Origin of the sequence: Micromonospora sp. NPDC049274, assembly GCF_040678875.1 — a bacterium.
Lineage (GTDB): Bacteria > Actinomycetota > Actinomycetes > Mycobacteriales > Micromonosporaceae > Micromonospora.
Genome location: NZ_JBFAQS010000001.1, coordinates 65,204 through 81,205, shown reverse-complemented (window position 1 = coordinate 81,205; position 16,002 = coordinate 65,204). Strand labels below are relative to the sequence as shown.

Annotated in this window: 15 protein-coding genes; 7 read left to right on the top strand and 8 right to left on the bottom strand. The window is 72.5% G+C overall.

Annotated elements, in window-relative coordinates:
- Positions 1–27: 27 nt before the first annotated feature.
- Positions 28–1,245, bottom strand: coding sequence for a threonine--tRNA ligase (gene thrS, locus AB0K10_RS00390; protein WP_363678435.1), 1,218 nt, complete (start codon positions 1,243–1,245; stop codon positions 28–30).
- Positions 1,246–1,763: 518 nt separating this feature from the next.
- Between thrS and AB0K10_RS00385 the strand changes: the two genes are divergently transcribed.
- The 4 genes from AB0K10_RS00385 to AB0K10_RS00370 all read left to right on the top strand — a co-directional run bounded on the left by AB0K10_RS00385 (position 1,764) and on the right by AB0K10_RS00370 (position 3,855).
- Complete coding sequence (locus AB0K10_RS00385; protein WP_363678433.1) at positions 1,764–2,384, top strand: DedA family protein; 621 nt, start codon at positions 1,764–1,766, stop codon at positions 2,382–2,384.
- 44 nt (positions 2,385–2,428) lie between these two features.
- Positions 2,429–2,797, top strand: coding sequence for a type II toxin-antitoxin system RelE/ParE family toxin (locus AB0K10_RS00380; protein WP_363678431.1), 369 nt, complete (start codon positions 2,429–2,431; stop codon positions 2,795–2,797).
- The gene (locus AB0K10_RS00375) at positions 2,794–3,126 is read left to right on the top strand and encodes a helix-turn-helix transcriptional regulator (protein WP_363678429.1); all 333 of its coding nucleotides are present in this window, start codon (positions 2,794–2,796) and stop codon (positions 3,124–3,126) included. The genes AB0K10_RS00380 and AB0K10_RS00375 overlap by 4 nt, the downstream gene beginning before the upstream one ends.
- A gap of 111 nt (positions 3,127–3,237) precedes the next feature.
- Positions 3,238–3,855 (top strand): DUF998 domain-containing protein, encoded by a 618-nt coding sequence (locus AB0K10_RS00370; protein WP_363678427.1) that lies wholly within the window; start codon positions 3,238–3,240, stop codon positions 3,853–3,855.
- Here the strand turns inward: AB0K10_RS00370 and AB0K10_RS00365 are convergent.
- Positions 3,833–5,236: an NAD(P)H-quinone dehydrogenase gene (locus AB0K10_RS00365; protein ID WP_363678425.1), complete on the bottom strand. Its 1,404-nt coding sequence runs from the start codon at positions 5,234–5,236 to the stop codon at positions 3,833–3,835. The two genes, AB0K10_RS00370 and AB0K10_RS00365, sit on opposite strands and share 23 nt — an antisense overlap.
- Positions 5,237–5,402: 166 nt before the next feature.
- Here AB0K10_RS00365 and AB0K10_RS00360 point away from each other — a divergent pair, with 166 nt between their 5' ends.
- Positions 5,403–5,858: a gamma-glutamylcyclotransferase gene (locus tag AB0K10_RS00360; RefSeq protein ID WP_266248834.1), complete on the top strand. Its 456-nt coding sequence runs from the start codon at positions 5,403–5,405 to the stop codon at positions 5,856–5,858.
- 72 nt (positions 5,859–5,930) lie between these two features.
- Here the strand turns inward: AB0K10_RS00360 and AB0K10_RS00355 are convergent, their stop codons facing one another.
- The 4 genes from AB0K10_RS00355 to AB0K10_RS00340 form a co-directional block, all read right to left on the bottom strand.
- A complete protein-coding gene (locus AB0K10_RS00355) occupies positions 5,931–6,890 on the bottom strand; it encodes a GNAT family N-acetyltransferase (RefSeq protein WP_363678423.1) in 960 nt (319 codons plus the stop codon).
- Between the two features lie 58 nt (positions 6,891–6,948).
- Positions 6,949–7,686 carry a hypothetical protein gene (locus tag AB0K10_RS00350; RefSeq protein ID WP_363678421.1) on the bottom strand — a complete coding sequence of 246 codons (738 nt, stop codon included), beginning with the start codon at positions 7,684–7,686 and terminating at the stop codon, positions 6,949–6,951.
- A gap of 98 nt (positions 7,687–7,784) precedes the next feature.
- A complete protein-coding gene (locus AB0K10_RS00345; RefSeq protein WP_363678419.1) occupies positions 7,785–8,762 on the bottom strand; it encodes a hypothetical protein in 978 nt (325 codons plus the stop codon).
- Positions 8,763–8,766: 4 nt separating this feature from the next.
- Positions 8,767–9,399 (bottom strand): MBL fold metallo-hydrolase, encoded by a 633-nt coding sequence (locus AB0K10_RS00340; protein WP_363678417.1) that lies wholly within the window; start codon positions 9,397–9,399, stop codon positions 8,767–8,769.
- A 93-nt stretch (positions 9,400–9,492) separates the two neighbouring features.
- Between AB0K10_RS00340 and AB0K10_RS00335 the strand changes: the two genes are divergently transcribed.
- On the top strand, positions 9,493–10,449 hold the full coding sequence (locus AB0K10_RS00335; protein WP_363679532.1) for a DUF4349 domain-containing protein: 957 nt from the start codon (positions 9,493–9,495) through the stop codon (positions 10,447–10,449).
- Here AB0K10_RS00335 and AB0K10_RS00330 read toward each other — a convergent pair.
- Positions 10,406–11,665, bottom strand: a complete 1,260-nt coding sequence (locus tag AB0K10_RS00330) for an amidohydrolase (RefSeq protein WP_363678416.1) — start codon at positions 11,663–11,665, stop codon at positions 10,406–10,408. The genes AB0K10_RS00335 and AB0K10_RS00330 overlap by 44 nt on opposite strands.
- Before the next feature lie 445 nt (positions 11,666–12,110).
- Positions 12,111–13,694, bottom strand: coding sequence for a methylmalonyl-CoA mutase family protein (locus AB0K10_RS00325; RefSeq protein ID WP_363678414.1), 1,584 nt, complete (start codon positions 13,692–13,694; stop codon positions 12,111–12,113).
- A 206-nt stretch (positions 13,695–13,900) separates the two neighbouring features.
- Between AB0K10_RS00325 and AB0K10_RS00320 the strand changes: the two genes are divergently transcribed.
- Positions 13,901–15,970 carry a protein kinase gene (locus tag AB0K10_RS00320; protein WP_363678412.1) on the top strand — a complete coding sequence of 690 codons (2,070 nt, stop codon included), beginning with the start codon at positions 13,901–13,903 and terminating at the stop codon, positions 15,968–15,970.
- Positions 15,971–16,002 lie beyond the last annotated feature (32 nt).

Below are 16,002 nucleotides of genomic sequence, written 5' to 3'. Positions count from 1 at the left end.
ACGGTCCGCCCCGGGCCGGTGGGCGGGTCAGTCCGCCGGCAGCAGGTCGGCCGCGCGGGCGACGACCTGCCCGCGGATCAGGGCGAGCGCGGCGGCGGCGGGCATCGGGTCCAGGGCGCGGCCGCCACGCAGGCGCAGCGCGAGGCGTCCGTCGGCCGCCTCCCGGGCACCCAGCACCCCGAGGTACGGGACGCGGCGACGGGCCGCGTCCCGGACCCGGGCGCCCAGCGAGCCGGCGGTGTCGACCTCGACCCGCAGGCCGGCGTCGACGGCCCGCCGGGCCAGCTCGGCCGCCGCGCCGGCCTGCCCGTCGTCCACCGGCAGCAGCACCAACTGCACCGGCGCGTACCAGGCCGGGAACGCGCCCTCGTGCACCTCGATGAGGTACGCGAACAGCCGCTCCATGCTGCCGACCAGGCTGCGGTGCAGCATGACCGGCCGACGCCTGCTGCCGTCGGAATCGGTGTACGACAGGTCGAACCGCTCCGGCTTGTCGAAGTCCACCTGGATGGTGGAGATGGTCGACTCGCGGCCGGCCGCGTCCACGATCTGAATGTCGATCTTCGGTCCGTAGAAGGCGGCCTCCCCGGGCGCCTCGACGTAGTCCACCCCGTCCAGCGCTCCCCGGAGCAGGTCCTCCGCGCGGGCCCACTGCGTGTCGTCGCCGAGGTACTTCCCGCCCGGTCCCCGCAACGACAGTCGGAGCCCGGCCGGACGGACGCCGAGCGCGGCGTGCGCCTCGCGGATCAGCCGGAGGATCTCGACGACCTCCGCACCCACCTGCCCGGGAGCGCAGAAGGTGTGCGCGTCGTTGAGCGAGATGGCACGTACCCGGGACAGCCCGCCGAGCACGCCGGAGCGCTCCGAGCGGTACATCCCGCCCAGCTCCGCGATTCGCAGCGGCAGCTCCCGGTAGGAGCGGCCCCGAGCCCGGAACACCAGCGCGTGGTGCGGGCAGAGCGCCGGGCGGAGCACGAACTCGTCGTCGGCGCTGAGCCGCATCGGCGGGAACATGTCGTCGGCGAAGTAGCCGAGATGGCCGGAGAGTTCGAAGAGCTCGCGCTTGCCCAGCGGCGGCGAGTAGACGTGCTGGTGGCCGGAGCGGCGCTCCAACTCCCGCACGTACTCCTCGACGGCATGCCGGGCGGCGGCGCCGGCCGGCAGCCAGATCGGCAGGCCGGCGCCGGCCAGCGGATCGGAGACGAAGAGGTCCAGCTCACGGCCGAGCCTACGGTGGTCGATCATGTCGGGCTCCTGGATCGGGGACGACCCGGAGGCGACCTGGACACCGAACGCCGCGCGGCCCTCGGGGGCGGATCGCCCCGGGGCCTGGTCGACTGTGGTTACGTCAGAGCGGCGCGCCGGGGACACCCGGCGTCGTGGTCACCACTACCGCGCTGCGCATGTCGCGAGGCTACCCGTCGGGCGGTCGAGGACGCACCCGGATTCGCGACGGTGGGAGAGGGGGCGGGCCGCCGGCGCGGGACCCGCCGGCGGCCCTGGGCGAGCCCAATCGTCAGGAACGGGGGACCCGACGGGCTGGGCCGCGTCGACAACGGTACGCCGACGGACGCCGATCCGCCGACCGCCTCGGGCCGCTGTGGGACGCTCGCCGACCCGTCACCCGAGGGGTGTTCGCCTCGTTGGACCGGGGTGGCCCAGTGGTGTCGGCGGTCACGACGGGACGGGGCTGTCCACGGTGATGCCGGCCACGCCGTCAGGCTCAAGACACCCAATCGGCCGCATCCGGCGAGGTGGCAGGCGTGCCCGAACTACTGACTGACGTCGCGTCGCCGACGTGGGCGTACCTGGTGCTGCTCGGCCTCCTGGTCGCGGACGCCTTCGTTCCGGTGATACCCACCCAGATCGTCATGATCACCAGTGGCGCGCTGACCGTCTACGGCGGCCTCAGCCTGCCGGTCACCATCGCCGTCGGCGCGCTCGGAGTGTTCGCCGGTGACCTCGCCTGCTACCTGCTCGGACGTGGCGCCCCGGACCGGCGGGCGCCCCGGCACGCCGAGCCCAGCCGGGCCCGCCGGATGGCGAGCCGGGTCACGCAGGGATTACGCCAACCCGGGCCGCTCGTCATCCTGCTCTGCCGCTTCGTGCCCGGCGGACGCATGGCTGCCTGCTTCTCGGCCGGCCGCAGCCGCTATCCGTACCGACTGTTCGCGCTCTACGAGGCGATCGCCGCCCTCGGCTGGGCCACCTACGGCGCGCTGGTCGGTCACCTGGGCGGCACCGCGCTGACCGAGTCCGCCTGGCGGCTGGCCATCATCGCCACCGCCGCCGCGGCCGGCTTCGCCGCGGCCGGATGGGCCATGACCCTGGTCAGCGCCCGCCACGCCCGCACCGCCGCGGCAGCCGACATCCCGATCGACTGAGTGTCGTCGGACCTTCTGATATAAGCTGCGCTTATATTGACCAGATGTGGGACGTCAAACTTCATCCCGAGGTCGAGGAGTGGTTCCTCGGCCTCTGCAGGACGGATCCCGCCAGCGCCGACCTCATCAGCGAGGCCATCGACCTCCTCGCCGAACACGGTCCGGCGCTCGGGCGCCCCCTCGTCGATCGACTCAAGGGCAGCCTGTTTCATCACATGAAGGAGCTGCGACCTGGATCCGGTGGCTCCACGGAGGTCCGCATGATCTTTGCCTTCGACCCACTCCGGGAAGCTGTCTTCCTTGTGGCCGGCGACAAGTCGGGTCAATGGCAGAGTTGGTACCAGACGGCCGTCCGGTTGGCGGACGAGCGGTTCCAGGAGCACCTCACCAGCCTGAAGGAAACACAACGATGACCGGTGGAGCCGACTGGCGGGACGTCAAGGCGAAAGCCCGAGAGCTCGACCCGTCCTGGGATCATCCGGACCGGGTCACTCGACGGGCCCAGCAGCGTGAACAGATGTTGGCGTCGGTGAGTGGCGCGCAGCTCGCCGAGATCCGCAAGCACCTGGGCATGACGCAGGCCCAGCTGGCCGAGGCGGCGGGGCTGACCCAGGCGAGGATCAGCCAGATCGAGAACGGCGAGCACACCAGCCTGGAGACGCTCCGCGCCTACGTCACAGGCCTCGGCGGTCACCTCGACGTCGTCGCCCGCATCGGAAACATCCAACTGAACGTCGCGTGATCTGAGAAGGTCTCCTCCTCCAGGTACGGGTCCCTCTAGGGGTGGTCCCTCCGGGCGATTTCGGTGGGCTTCCCCGATTCGGTTCGGGTGCCGTCGGCCACAGGCTGAGGCATGTCTGGAACCCGGAACACCGGCCTGCTGGCGCTCGGCGGAATCGCCCTGGCGGCGCTGCTCACCGTGATCGGTCACCTCGAGGTCAACGACGACCTCAATCCGTGGGCGCTGACCATCAGCGATTTCGCGGTCTCCGACCGGGGTGGCGTCATCGACGTCGCCATGGTGGTGCTGGCGCTCGCCAGCCTCGCCCTGCTGTACGGGCTGCGCCGGCCCGCACCCCGGGCGCGCACCGCTCGGACGGCCGAGCTGCTGCTCGGGGCGTGGGCGGCAGGGCTGCTGCTGGCCGCGGTGGTGCCGACGAACGAGCCGGGCACCGCCATGACCACGTCCGCGTACCTGCATCGGTACGCGTCGGTGGTCGCCTTCCTGGCGCTGCCGGTCGGCGGCTGGCTGCTCGCCCGCCGGCCGGACCTGGCGGGTGCCGCCCGGACGCTGCGCACTCTCACCCTGCTCAGCCTGGCCCTGGCGGCGGCGATGGTCTGGTCCGCCTACCCCGGCGACCGCCTGCTCATCGGCCTGGCCGAACGGCTGCTCATCCTCACCGAGGTGGCCGTCCTCGCCACCGTCGCCGTGATCCAGATCCGACGGCTCACTCCAGCTCGTGGAGCATGAGCTGGCGGGCTGCTTCGGTGATCGAGCCGGAGAGACTCGGGTAGATGGTGATGGTCTGGGCCAGCTCGTTGACAGTCAGGTTGTTCTCCACGGCCATGGTGATCGGCAGGATCAGCTCGCTGGCCTTGGGTGCGACCACCACACCGCCGATGACCTGGCCGCTCGCCGGCCGGCAGAACAGCTTCACGAAACCGTCGGACAGGTCGTCCATCTTGGCGCGGGCGTTGCCGGACAGCGGCAGCATCACCTGCCGGGCCGGGGTCTTGCCCGCGTCCACCTCGTCCTGCGAGACACCCACGGTGGCCAGCTCCGGATCGGTGAAGACGTTCGCCGCGACGGTCCGCAACCGCAGCGGGCGGACCGCCTCGCCGAGGGCGTGCCACATCGCGATCCGGCCCTGCATGGCGGCGACGCTCGCCAGCAGCAGCACACCTGTGCAGTCACCGGCGGCGTAGATGCCTGGCACGTTAGTCCGGGAGACCCGGTCGACAGTGACGTACCCGCCCCGGCCCAGCTCCACGCCGTACTCGGTCAGGCCCAGGTTCGCCGTGTTGGGGATCGAGCCGACCGCGATCAGCGCGTGCGAGCCGGTGACCTTGCGACCGTCGGACAGCTCCACCTCGACCCCGTCGGCGGTACGCCGGACCGCGTCGGCGCGGGAGTTGTTGAGGATGTTCATGCCCCGGTTGCGGAAGACCCGCTCGATGGCCGACGCCGCGTCGGCGTCCTCGTGCGGCATCACCCGGTCCCGGCTGGAGACCAGGGTGACCTCGACCCCCATGGCCAGGTACGCGCTGGCGAACTCGGCACCGGTCACGCCGGAACCGACAACGATCAGGTGCTCGGGCAGCTCCGGCAGGTCGTACACCTGACGCCAGGTCAGGATGCGCTCCCCGTCCGGTACGGCGGTGGGCAGCTGGCGGGGTGTCGAACCGGTCGCCACCAGCACGGTGGACGCGGCGATCGAGTATTCCTCCGCGCCGTCGGCGGGGGTGACGATGACCCGGTGGGTGTGTCCGAGGGCGTCCTCGCCCAGCCGGGCGGTGCCGGCCACGACTGTGACGCCTGCCTTGAGCAGCTTGGCGTGGATGTCGGCGGACTGCGCCAGCGCCAGGCGCTTGACCCGCTCGTGCACGGCCTGCGCGTCGACGGTGACCGCCTCCAGGCCGTCCGAGTGCACCCCGAACTCCTCGGTGTCCCGGTAACCGGTGACCACCTGTGAGCTGGCGATGAATGTCTTCGACGGCACGCAGTCGGAGAGCACGCAGGCCCCGCCCGCGCCGTCGGCCTCGACCACTGTGACATCGGCGTCCAGTTGGGCGGCGACCAACGCCGCCTCGTACCCGGCCGGCCCACCGCCGATGATCACGATCCGGCTCACAGAGCCATCCCTTCGCTCGCGACTGCGGGGCTCCGCTCCGCTGCACTCCTCGCGCTCACCACGTTCGCCCCCCGATCGATTCTCACAGTGACTTTCTTCTCCCGAACGCGTCCGACACGCACAGTCGTATTCTCCCCCACCCGCCCGCCGGGCTATCGTCATCGCCGTGCGTCATCACGCCGCCTACGGCTCAAACCTCGACCCGGCCCGGATGCGGGCCTACTGCCCGCACTCGCCCATGGTGGGCACCGGCTGGCTGGAGGGGTGGCGGCTGACCTTCGCCGGCGCCGACGTGATCGGCTGGGAGGGCGCGGTGAGCACCGTCGTCGAGTCCCCCGGCGACCGGGTCTTCGTTGCGATCTACGACATCCACCCGTACGACGCGGCCCAGCTCGACGAGATCGAGGGGGTTACCGCCGGCACGTACCGCAAGCTGCACGTCCGGATCTCGACCCTCGACGGCGACGTGACCGCGTGGGTCTACGTGTTCGACGGGTACGAGGGCGGCCTGCCGACCTCGTGGTACCTGTCCGAGATCGCGAACGCCGCCGAGAAGGCGGGCGCGCCTGACGACTACGTCACCGAGCTGCGGTCCCGTCCCACCGGCACCGCGTCCCCGTAGCGCGTATCCCACGCCCCCAGTCTGCAACCGTCGCGGCTCGGGTGGCCCGTCGGGCCCGGCCGGGGTCGTCAATCACACACCGGCGGCCGGGACGACCCGCTCGTACATGTCGGTCCAGAGCGTCTCCCGCAGGCCCACCGACTCGTACAGCGACAGCGGGGCGGTCGGATTGGTGAGGTCCACCCCCAGACCGGCCGACGTCCGCCCCTTCTCCGCGTAGCGGGCGAAAGCGCGGCGCAGCAGCGCCGCACCCACCCCCCGTCGGCGGTACGCGGGCAGCACCGACAGGCTCTTCACCCAGCCCTGCTGCTGGTCGAGCGCCTGGTCGGAGGATTGCAACGCGCCGGCGAGCACCCCGTCGACCTCGGCGACGAACCACTCGTCCCAGGCGGTCACGTCACCGATCCGGGCCCGCCACCGCTCGTACGACAGCGGCTCGTGGTCCGGGGTGTCGCCGAACGCGACGTCGTGGATCCGGTGGAACTCCCGCAGCTCGGCCTCGTCGTCCGGTCGGACCTGCCGCACCGTCACCCCGTGCGGCGGCGACGGCTCGGCGGGCAGGTCGGCAAGCGAACGGCGCATCCGGACGTACCGCTTGGCCAGTGTGAATCCGGTGGCGCGCAGGTCCCGGGCCCAGTCGCGCTCAGGGGCGCACACCGCGCACCGGACGGTGAGCGCCGGCAGTCGCCGCTCGGCGGCCCGCTCGGCGACCCGGTCGAGCTGCCGGGCCAGCAGTGGCGCGCGGAGGGTGGCGGCCCGCTGCGGGTCGACGTAGACCTCCACGAACTCCCGGCCGACCCCGGTCGGGTTGTCCACCGTCGCCCAGGCGACCACTGTGCCGTCCGGGTCGAGCGCCAGCCAGGAGTCCTGGCTCGGATCGAAGTGGGGTGCGGTCAGCGACGCCTCGACGTCGTCGGCGTCGAAGTCGGGATGGCCGATGGCGAAGGTGTCGGCCGCGTGCACCACCGCGAGGATCGCCGGTACGTCGTCGAGGGTGGGGCGGCGCGTGGTCCAGCCGGCGGGAAGCGTCACGGCAGAAGATCCTGGCAGCCGCCGGCCGACGACGCCGCCCATTTTCCGCCGGGGCGGCTCAGCCGGCGAGGCCGGCGCGGGTGCGGTGCAGCAGCTCCACCAGCTCGCCACCGTCGGCGGGGCCGAGCGCCGCGAACGCCGGTGCGGCCAGCCGGTTGGTCACCGCCTCCGCCCAGAGCCGCCGACGCACCAACGGCCCGATCGGGGGGTACGGCGGCGGCCAGCCGCACGCCACCGCGCCGGCCTCACCCTCCGGCCCGGCCAGCACCGCCTCCAGCGGGGTCATGCCGGAGGCGCGCACCGCCAGCAGGTAGGCCCCCGTGAAGTGTTCACGCAGCAGTCGCAGCCCGGCGGCGCTCCGGGCGCCCGGGGAGAGATCCGGCAGTGGCATGGCCCGCCAGGCGGCGAAGAGCGGCATGCCGCTGGCGTCCGCGGCGGCCACGGCCCGCTCGACGAGGCCCGCCAGGCGCTCGGCCCCCGGCAGTACCGCGAGCTGCTGCGTCCCCCACCGGCAGCACTCGACGAGACTCGCGGCTGCCACCTCGGCCGGCCGCAGGACCCGGGCGGCGGCGTCCCAGCCGTCGGCGACGGCGTCCGGTGCGACGAAGCCGATGGCAGCGGCGGCCGTCTGCGCCCGTACGTCTCCGAGCGCGCCGGCCCGACCGGTGATGTAGAAGGCCCAGCCGGAGATGCCGAGCTGCCGGGCCCGGCGCAGCGTGCTCGGGCACCTGCTGAACCCGTCGCCGAGATCGAGGATGACGGGCTTGCTGGCGGCGGCGATCTGCTCCGGCGTCATCGAGGCGCCGCCCGTGGGCGTCGCGGCACGGCGGCGGCGCTCCGCTCGGGGTCGGCTGGCCCCGGACGGCCCGCCCGCTCGTCGTCGTCCATCAATGGTCAGTCTGCCGCGCCACCGCCCGCGTCCGCATCCCCCTCTTCGGCCGCCAACGCCTCGACGGCAGCCTCGATCTCGCCCGCCCGCCGCCGCGCGACCGTGACCGCCCGTTCGGCCGCCCGCCGGGCCAACTTGGCCCGGCTGAGGTCCTGCTCGGCGACCGCCCGCCGTCGCTCCAGCTCGGCCAGCTCGGTCTCGATCCCGTCGAGGACGGCGACACCGTCGCGTTCCTGCCCGGTCGCCTCGGTCAACTCGTCCTCGGCCCGCAGCTGGTCGGCCCGGGCGCGATCCCACTCGCGGTCCAGCGCCCGGCGGCGGCGGGCGCGCTCGGCCCGAGCCGCCCGCTGCGCCGCACGCTCGGCCTGCGCGGCCCGCTCCCCGGCCCGGTCGGGGGCCGCGGCGCGGCCCTCGCGCTGGACGCCGGGCCGACGGGTGGGGCGGGTGGCCTCCGGCTCCTCCTCGTCGCCGGTGACCAGCCGCAGCTGCGGTCGGGGCACCTCACCGAAGCCGGCGTAGCTGGCCGAGCGGAGCAGCCGCCCGGCGCGGACCTGCTCGGCGACCTCGGCGTCGGAGAGCGCCGCGTTCAGGGTCGCCTCCACCTCGGCGAGTGGCAGTCGACCGGCCGGCGGGGCCTCCGGCTCCGCCGCGGCGAGCTTGCGGACCTCGGCGACCAGTGCGCCGACCACCGCCCGGCGCTGGGCGGACAGCTCCCGCAGTCGGGAACCGCGCAGCTCCCGCTGGGCGGCGCGCAGGGCGTCGGCGAGGTGGACCAGGTCGGCGACCAGCTCGGGACGTCGGATCGCGAGCAGGTTCACGAGCCAGGCGGCGACCGTGGGGCGACGCAGCCGGGCCAGCTCCCGGGCGGTGGTCGGGTCGCCGGCCCGGCGGGCGTCGGCCACGGCGGCGTCCCGGGCGGCCACGAACCGGTCCGGTGGAGTGCGGTAGAGCTGCTGCACCAGCTCCGTGGAGGGGCCCGGCATCGCGTCAGACGTCCACCCGGCTACCGGGCTCCAGCCGCTGGTAGTCGGTGCCGGACAGCGCGGCGTACTGCCGGTCGAGCACGGCCAGCCCGTTGTCGTTGAGCAACGCGTCGTGCAGGGCGTACGCGCGTCGGGGCGCGACCGCGCGGATGAAGTCGACCACCTCGGAGAACTTCGACCAGGGTGCGTGGATCGGCGCGAACAGCGTGTCGACGGGTGTCTCGTCGGGCACCACCAGGGAGTCTCCCGGGTGGTAGACCACGTCGTTGATCAGGTAGCCGAGGTTGTCCACCACCGGGATGTCGGGATGGATCACCGCGTGCCGCCCGCCGTACGCGCGGACCGCGACCCCGGCGGCGGTGAACGACTCACCGGCGTCGACCGGGCGCAACGCCTCGGCCGCGTCCCCCAGGGCCTCGGCGAGCGAGGCGGGCCCGAAAATCGGGAACGGCTGCCGGTCCAGTTGCAGGCGCACCGCCGCCAGGTCGAGGTGGTCGGGGTGCTGATGGGTGATCAGCACCGCGTCCGCACCGTCCAACGCCCTGGCGGGATCGCTGAACATTCCGGGATCGATGACGAGCACTCCCCCGTCGTGTTCCACCCGCAGACAGGAGTGGGCGTACTTGGTGAGCCGCATCGTGACTCCTCGGCTGTCGAATCGTGATGTCCTCAGCGCAGTCTGCCGGAACCAGCCGGCGGGCGCGTCACGTCCGAGCTATCGCCACTGAAGCTGACGACGATGGGAGCGGGGATGGACGGACGGACAGGACGGCGCCGCGGCGCACTACTGGCGGCAGGGGCACTCACGGCGGCGCTGGCCCTCGCGGGGTGCAGCGCCGGCGACAGCGGGTCGGCGGACTCGGCGGCCCCGGCGGCGAAGGCGCCGCTGGCGGAGGGTGGGGCAACCGACAAGGGCCGTGCCGCGGACGCGGGGGCCGGGGCCGGTGCTCCGGACCTGCGGGTCGACCAGCGGGCGATCATCTACACCGGAACGATGCGGGTGCAGGTGGCCGATGTGGACGATGCCGCCCGCGAGGTCAGCGCCGCGGTCACTCGGGCCGGCGGTTTCATCGGCGGTGACCAGCGGCGCAGCGCCGAGGCCGACGCGGTGGCCGAGTTGCAGCTACGCGTGCCGGCGGCGAAGTTCGCCGGGGTCGTCGAGGAGGTCGCGAAGCTCGGCCGGCAGGAGAGCCGGGAGATCAACACCCAGGACGTCACCGAGGAGACCGTCGACCTGGAGGCCCGGATCATCACTCAGCGGGCGCGCGTGGACAGCGCACGGCGGCTGCTCGCCCGCGCCAGCTCGATCGCCGACCTGGTGTCGTTGGAGAACGAGCTGGGTCGCCGGGAGGCGGACCTGGCCTCGCTGGAGGCCAAGAAGCGACGGCTGGCCGACCTGACCGCGTTGTCCACGATCACTGTGTCACTGGCCGGGCCGGCGGCGAAGACCAGCGAGGAGAAGGCCGAGACCGGCTTCCTGGTCGGGCTCAAGGGTGGCTGGGGGGCGTTCGTCACCTCGATGACGGTCCTGCTCACCGTTCTGGGCGCGTTGCTGCCGTGGCTGGTGGCGTTCGGCGTACCTCTGGCGGTTCTGCTGCTGGTGCTGCGCCGGCGACGGAAGTCGCCGGCGCTCACCGCCGGGGTCAGCGCGCCGCCGCCAGTGCCCTCAGCGCGGTCTGCACCATGACGCGTACGCCGGCCGGGATGGCCCGCTCGTCCACGTCGAAGGACCCGCGGTGCAGGTCGACGTTGGGCCCGGCGCGGCCCACGCCGAGGCGGGCGAGGGCGCCGGGGACGTACTCCAGATACCAGCTGAAGTCCTCGCCGCCCATGCTCTGCGGCGTCTCGGCGATCCCCTCGGGCCCGAGCGCGGCGCCGGTGGCGGCGGTCAGCACCTGGATCGCGCGGGAGTCGTTGCTCACCGGCGGCCTGCCGCGCAGGTACTCCAGGTCGACTGTCGCGCCGGTCGGGGCGATCACGTCCCGCACCACCTGAGCCACGATCTTGGGAGCCTGCTCCCAGGTGTCGCGGTCCATGACGCGCAGCGTGCCGGAGGCGCTGGCCTCGGAGGGGATGACGTTGTAACGGGTGCCGGCCGAGGCGTGGCCGAACACCAGCAGCAGCCCGCTGTTGGCCGGCACCCGGCGGCTGACCAGGGCCGGCACCTCGGTGATCAACCGGCCGAGGGCGTCGACCAGGTCGACTGTCAGGTGCGGGCGGGCGGTGTGCCCGCCCGGCCCGGAGAGCCGGACGGTGACGTTGTCGGCGGCCGCCGTGATCGGGCCGACCCGCAGGCCGACCTGGCCCACCGGCAGGTTCGGGTCGCAGTGCAGCGCGAAGATCTGCACGACGTCGTCCAGGCCGCCGGCCTCGATGACCTCCAGCGAACCGCAGGGCAGGATCTCCTCGGCCGGCTGGAAGATGAGCCGGACCCGGCCGTCCAACTCGCCGAGGTCGGCGAGCTGGGCCAGCAGCATGCCGACGCCGAGCAGGATCGTGGTGTGCACGTCGTGGCCGCAGGCGTGGCAGACGCCCTCGACGGTGGAGCGGTACGGCACGTCCTTGGGGTCGTCCAGCGGCAGGGCGTCGATGTCGGCGCGCAGCGCGATGATCGGGCCGTCGGAGCGGCCGTTGACGTCGCAGATCACGCCGTTGCCCTTGGGCAGCAGCCGAGGGTGCAGGCCGGCCAGGGAGAGCTCCCGGGCGATCAGGGCTGCCGTCTCGAACTCCGTACCGGACAACTCGGGGTGCGAGTGGAGGTGACGGCGCGTGGCGATGAGCCCCGGTACCCGAAGGGCGAGGAGGTGGTCCAGGTCGCGGGGCAGGGGCTGGGACCCGGGCGGAGTCTCCGGCCAGGACGACGCCAGCTGGCCGCCGGTGGGCAGCGTCAACGCACTCGTCACGTCGAATTCTCGATCACTAGAGATGGATGGATCATCGGGGACAGCAGACAGCCTAGACCTCCGGCGGTGACGCTGCGCAACCTCGTTATGGTGATGATCGGACCGCGTAGCGTCACGTATGCCCTGCTGAGGGCGCTCGTCAAGGTGCGGGACCGCAGGTAGATCGCGTTCGAACGCCGTCATCCGCCCCCTCACCTCCTACTACGCGTAACCGGACCGGTCAGCCACGAGTCGAGACGCGACCCATGGACCGCACGCTGCGAATTGTCGCATTAGTCGGGGTGATGAACTGACACTCCGACAATAAGCCGACCACTCTCCGCAACGGGCCGGACAAGGACGCTCACATACGCCCGCCCACCACGACCGCACACCGTGTGCGTTCCGGCACGCACCCCGTCGGCGTACCCGCAAAGCCGGGTGGACACACCCGGGCCGGTTCCGGTCAGAACCGGTCGGTCGGCCGATACAGGCCCCAGACCTCGCGCAGCGTCCCGCAGACCTCGCCCACAGTGGCCCGGGCGCGCAGCGCCTCCTTCATCGGGTAGAGCACGTTCTCCGAGCCCTCGGCGGCGGCGCGCAGCTCGGCGAGAGCCCGCGTCACCGCGTCGGCGTCCCGCTCGGCGCGCAACCGAGCCAGCTTCTCGGCCTGCGCGGCCTCGATCGTCGGGTCGACCCGCAGGGGCTCGTACGGCTCCTCCTCGTCGATCGCGAACCGGTTGAGCCCGACCACCACCCGCTCGCTGGAGTCGATCTCCTGAGCGATCCGGTACGCCGACTGCTCGATCTCCCGCTTCTGGAACCCGGCCTCGATCGCGTCGACGGCCGAGCCGTGGTCGGCCACCCGCTCCATCAGCTCCACGGCGGCGGCCTCCAGCTCGGCGGTCATCGCCTCCACCACGTACGAGCCGGCGAACGGGTCGACGGTGGCCGTCAGGTCCGTCTCGTACGCCAGCACCTGCTGGGTGCGCAGCGCGAGCCGGGCGGCCTTCTCGGTGGGCAGCGCGATGGCCTCGTCGAAGCTGTTGGTGTGCAGCGACTGCGTGCCGCCGAGCACCGCGGCCAGGCCCTGCACCGCGACCCGGACCAGGTTCACCTCCGGCTGCTGGGCGGTGAGCTGCACACCGGCGGTCTGGGTGTGGAAGCGCAGCATCATCGACTTCGGATCCCTGGCGCCGAAGTCGTCATGCATCAGCCGGGCCCAGATCCGCCGGGCGGCGCGGAACTTCGCCACCTCCTCCAGCAGCGTCGTCCGGGCCACGAAGAAGAACGACAACCGGGGCGCGAAGTCGTCCACGGCGAGCCCGGCGGCCAGCGCGGCGCGAACGTACTCCACGCCGTTGGCCAGGGTGAACGCGATCTCCTGCGCGGGCGTGGCACCCGCCTCGGCCATGTGGTAGCCCGAGATGGAGATCGTGTTCCACTTCGGCACCTCCTTGCGGCAGTACGCGAAGGTGTCGGCGACCAGGCGCAACGACGGCTTCGGCGGGTAGATGTACGTCCCCCGGGCGATGTACTCCTTGAGGATGTCGTTCTGGATGGTGCCGTTGAGCGCCGTGCCCGGCACCCCGTTCTCCTCGGCGACGAGCTGGTAGAGCAGCAGCAGCACCGAACCGGGCGCGTTGATGGTCATCGAGGTGGAGACCCGGTCCAGTGGGATGTCGGCGAAGAGCAGCCGCATGTCCTCGATGGAGTCGATGGCCACGCCCACCTTGCCGACCTCGCCGTGCGCGATCGGGTCGTCGGAGTCGTACCCCATCTGCGTCGGCAGGTCGAAGGCGACCGAGAGACCCATGGTGCCGGCCCGCAACAGTTGGTGGTAGCGCGCGTTGGACTCGGTGGCGGTGCCGAAGCCGGCGTACTGGCGCATGGTCCACGGGCGGGAGGTGTACATCGTGGGGTAGACCCCCCGGGTGTACGGGAACTCGCCCGGGCCGCCCAGCCGGGAGTCCAGGTCCTCCGGAAGGTCAGCCGCCGTGTAGACGCCCTTGATCGGGAAACCGGACTCGCTCGACCGCCGTTCGCTCATCCCCGGATGGTAGGACGCGTCGGCTCAAGGTCGCGTGAGGGATACCGCACAGTGCGTCCCGACACCTCGACGGGAGGTGAACGGTTGGACACGATCTGTGGACTTCGGTAAACGTCCGCCGCGTCGGCTTTCGCATCGGGCGTCGGAACCAGCAAGATAGGGGGGTTGTGTCCCAGCCCCCCTCGATTTCCCCCGGTGGCTTTTCTGTGACTCAGATCCCGACGTGGAGCGGCGGACAGGTAAGTCCCGCCAGCGGACGAGCGGCGCCCGGCACCACCATCGGTGGCCGGTACTCGCTGCGGTCCGCGGTGGGCAACGGCGGCATGGGCACGGTGTGGCGCGCCACAGACACCCTGCTGCGCCGTGACGTGGCGGTGAAGGAGGTCGTTCTTCCCCCGGGTCTGGCGCCCAGCGACCGCGACGCCATGTACGAGCGGACGCTGCGCGAGGCCCGCGCTGCCGCGGCCATCCAGCACCCGGCCGTGGTGCAGGTGTACGACGTGGTCACCGAGGCCGGTCGGCCGTGGATCGTCATGGAGCTGCTGGACGCCCGCAGCCTCGCCGACATGGTCATCGAGGACGGTCCGGTCGCGCCCCGCGCGGTCGCCAAGATCGGCATCGCGCTGCTCGGCGCCCTGGAGGTCGCGCACGCCATCGGCGTGCTGCACCGCGACGTCAAGCCGGCCAACGTGCTGATCTGCTCCGACGGGCGGTGCGTGCTCACCGACTTCGGTGTCGCCCGGATGCCCACCGACGTGCAGCTCACCACCCCCGGCATGGTGCTCGGCTCGCCGCACTTCATCTCGCCCGAGCGGGCCATGGGCCAGGAGTTCGGCCCGCCGAGCGACCTCTTCTCGCTGGGCGTGACGCTCTACACGGCGGTCGAGGGGCGTCCGCCGTTCGACAAGGGCGACCCCATCGAGACCATGCACGCCGTCGTGGAGGACCCGCCGGCCCCGCCGCAGCGCAGCGGCGCCCTGACCCGGGTGCTGATGGGTCTGCTGGAGAAGGACCCGGCCCGCCGACTGGACGTGCACACCTCCCGGGGAATGCTGCGGGAGCTGCTCGCCGGCCCGCTGGGCAGCACCGCCACCGCCGTGCACTCGGTCACCGACCCGTACGCAGTGGTGCCCGTGCAGCAGCGCCCGGCCCCCGTGCACCCGCCGGCGCAGCCGGAGGCGAAGCCGGAGGACCAGATCGGCGGTCGGGCCATGCTCGCCCCGGGTGAGTCGCTTACCGACCGGCTCGCCGCGCTGCGCCGGGGCGAACGCCCACAGCCGGCCGGCACGGCCGCCGCCGCTGCCGCCGCTCTGGACGAGACCAGCGCCGACGCGCTCGCCGGTCCGCTGCACACGCCCACCGGCGCGATGCCCGCTCCCGGCCGTCCCAGCGCCGGGCGCACCTACGGCGGCAGCTCGGACGCCACGCAGCGGGTGGACGCCGGCGCGCACCCCGACGCCACCCAGCGGGTCACCTACGGCAGCCGACCCGACGCCACGCAGCCGGTCGGCTACGGCGCGCCGGAGGCCACCCAGCGCATCGGCGGCACCTACGGCGGCGGCAACCAGTGGTCGGTTCCGGGCACCGGCCAGCCCTGGACGACGACGCCGCCCCCGGCCGCCGGCAGCGGCAGTGCCCTGGACAAGGTCCGCGCGACCGGTGGTCAACTCGTCACCACGGTGAAGGGCTGGCCGCGCAAGATGCAGCTCGCCGCGGCCGGTGGCTTGGCCGTGCTGCTGCTGATCAGCATCGTGGCGCTGTCCAGTGGCGACGACCCCGCGCCGAGCACCCCGCAGGCGCAGCCGACCCCGTCCGCCCCGGCGGGCCCGGCCGTCGAGATGCAGGAGCACACGGCCCGCGGCGTCCAGGTGATGGTGCCGAAGGGTTGGAAGAAGGCCACCGGCGGCTCGTACACCGACTACATCGACCCGGAGGACGACGGTCGCAAGATCCGGATCCTCACCGAGAAGTGGACCGGGACGCCCACCCGCTGGGCGGAGAGCGCGCAAAACTTCCTCCGCACCAAGAGCACCAACTGCAAGAAGCCGTACGAGCAGGTGGCCATCGCCGAGCAGCAGTTGGCGGGCAGCCCGGGTGTCGAATTCGAGTACACCTGCGGCTCCGGTGGCGAGATGCGCCACGGGGTGTGGCGCGCGGTCGTCAAGGACGGCAAGTCGTACTCGTTCTACCTCTCCGCCACCGAGGACGTGTTCGCCGAGAGCAAGCCGATCTTCGACGAGATGGTGAAGACGTTCCAGCTCACCGGAAACGGCTGAGCCGGAGGGAACGGACAGCGGTGAACCGCCGC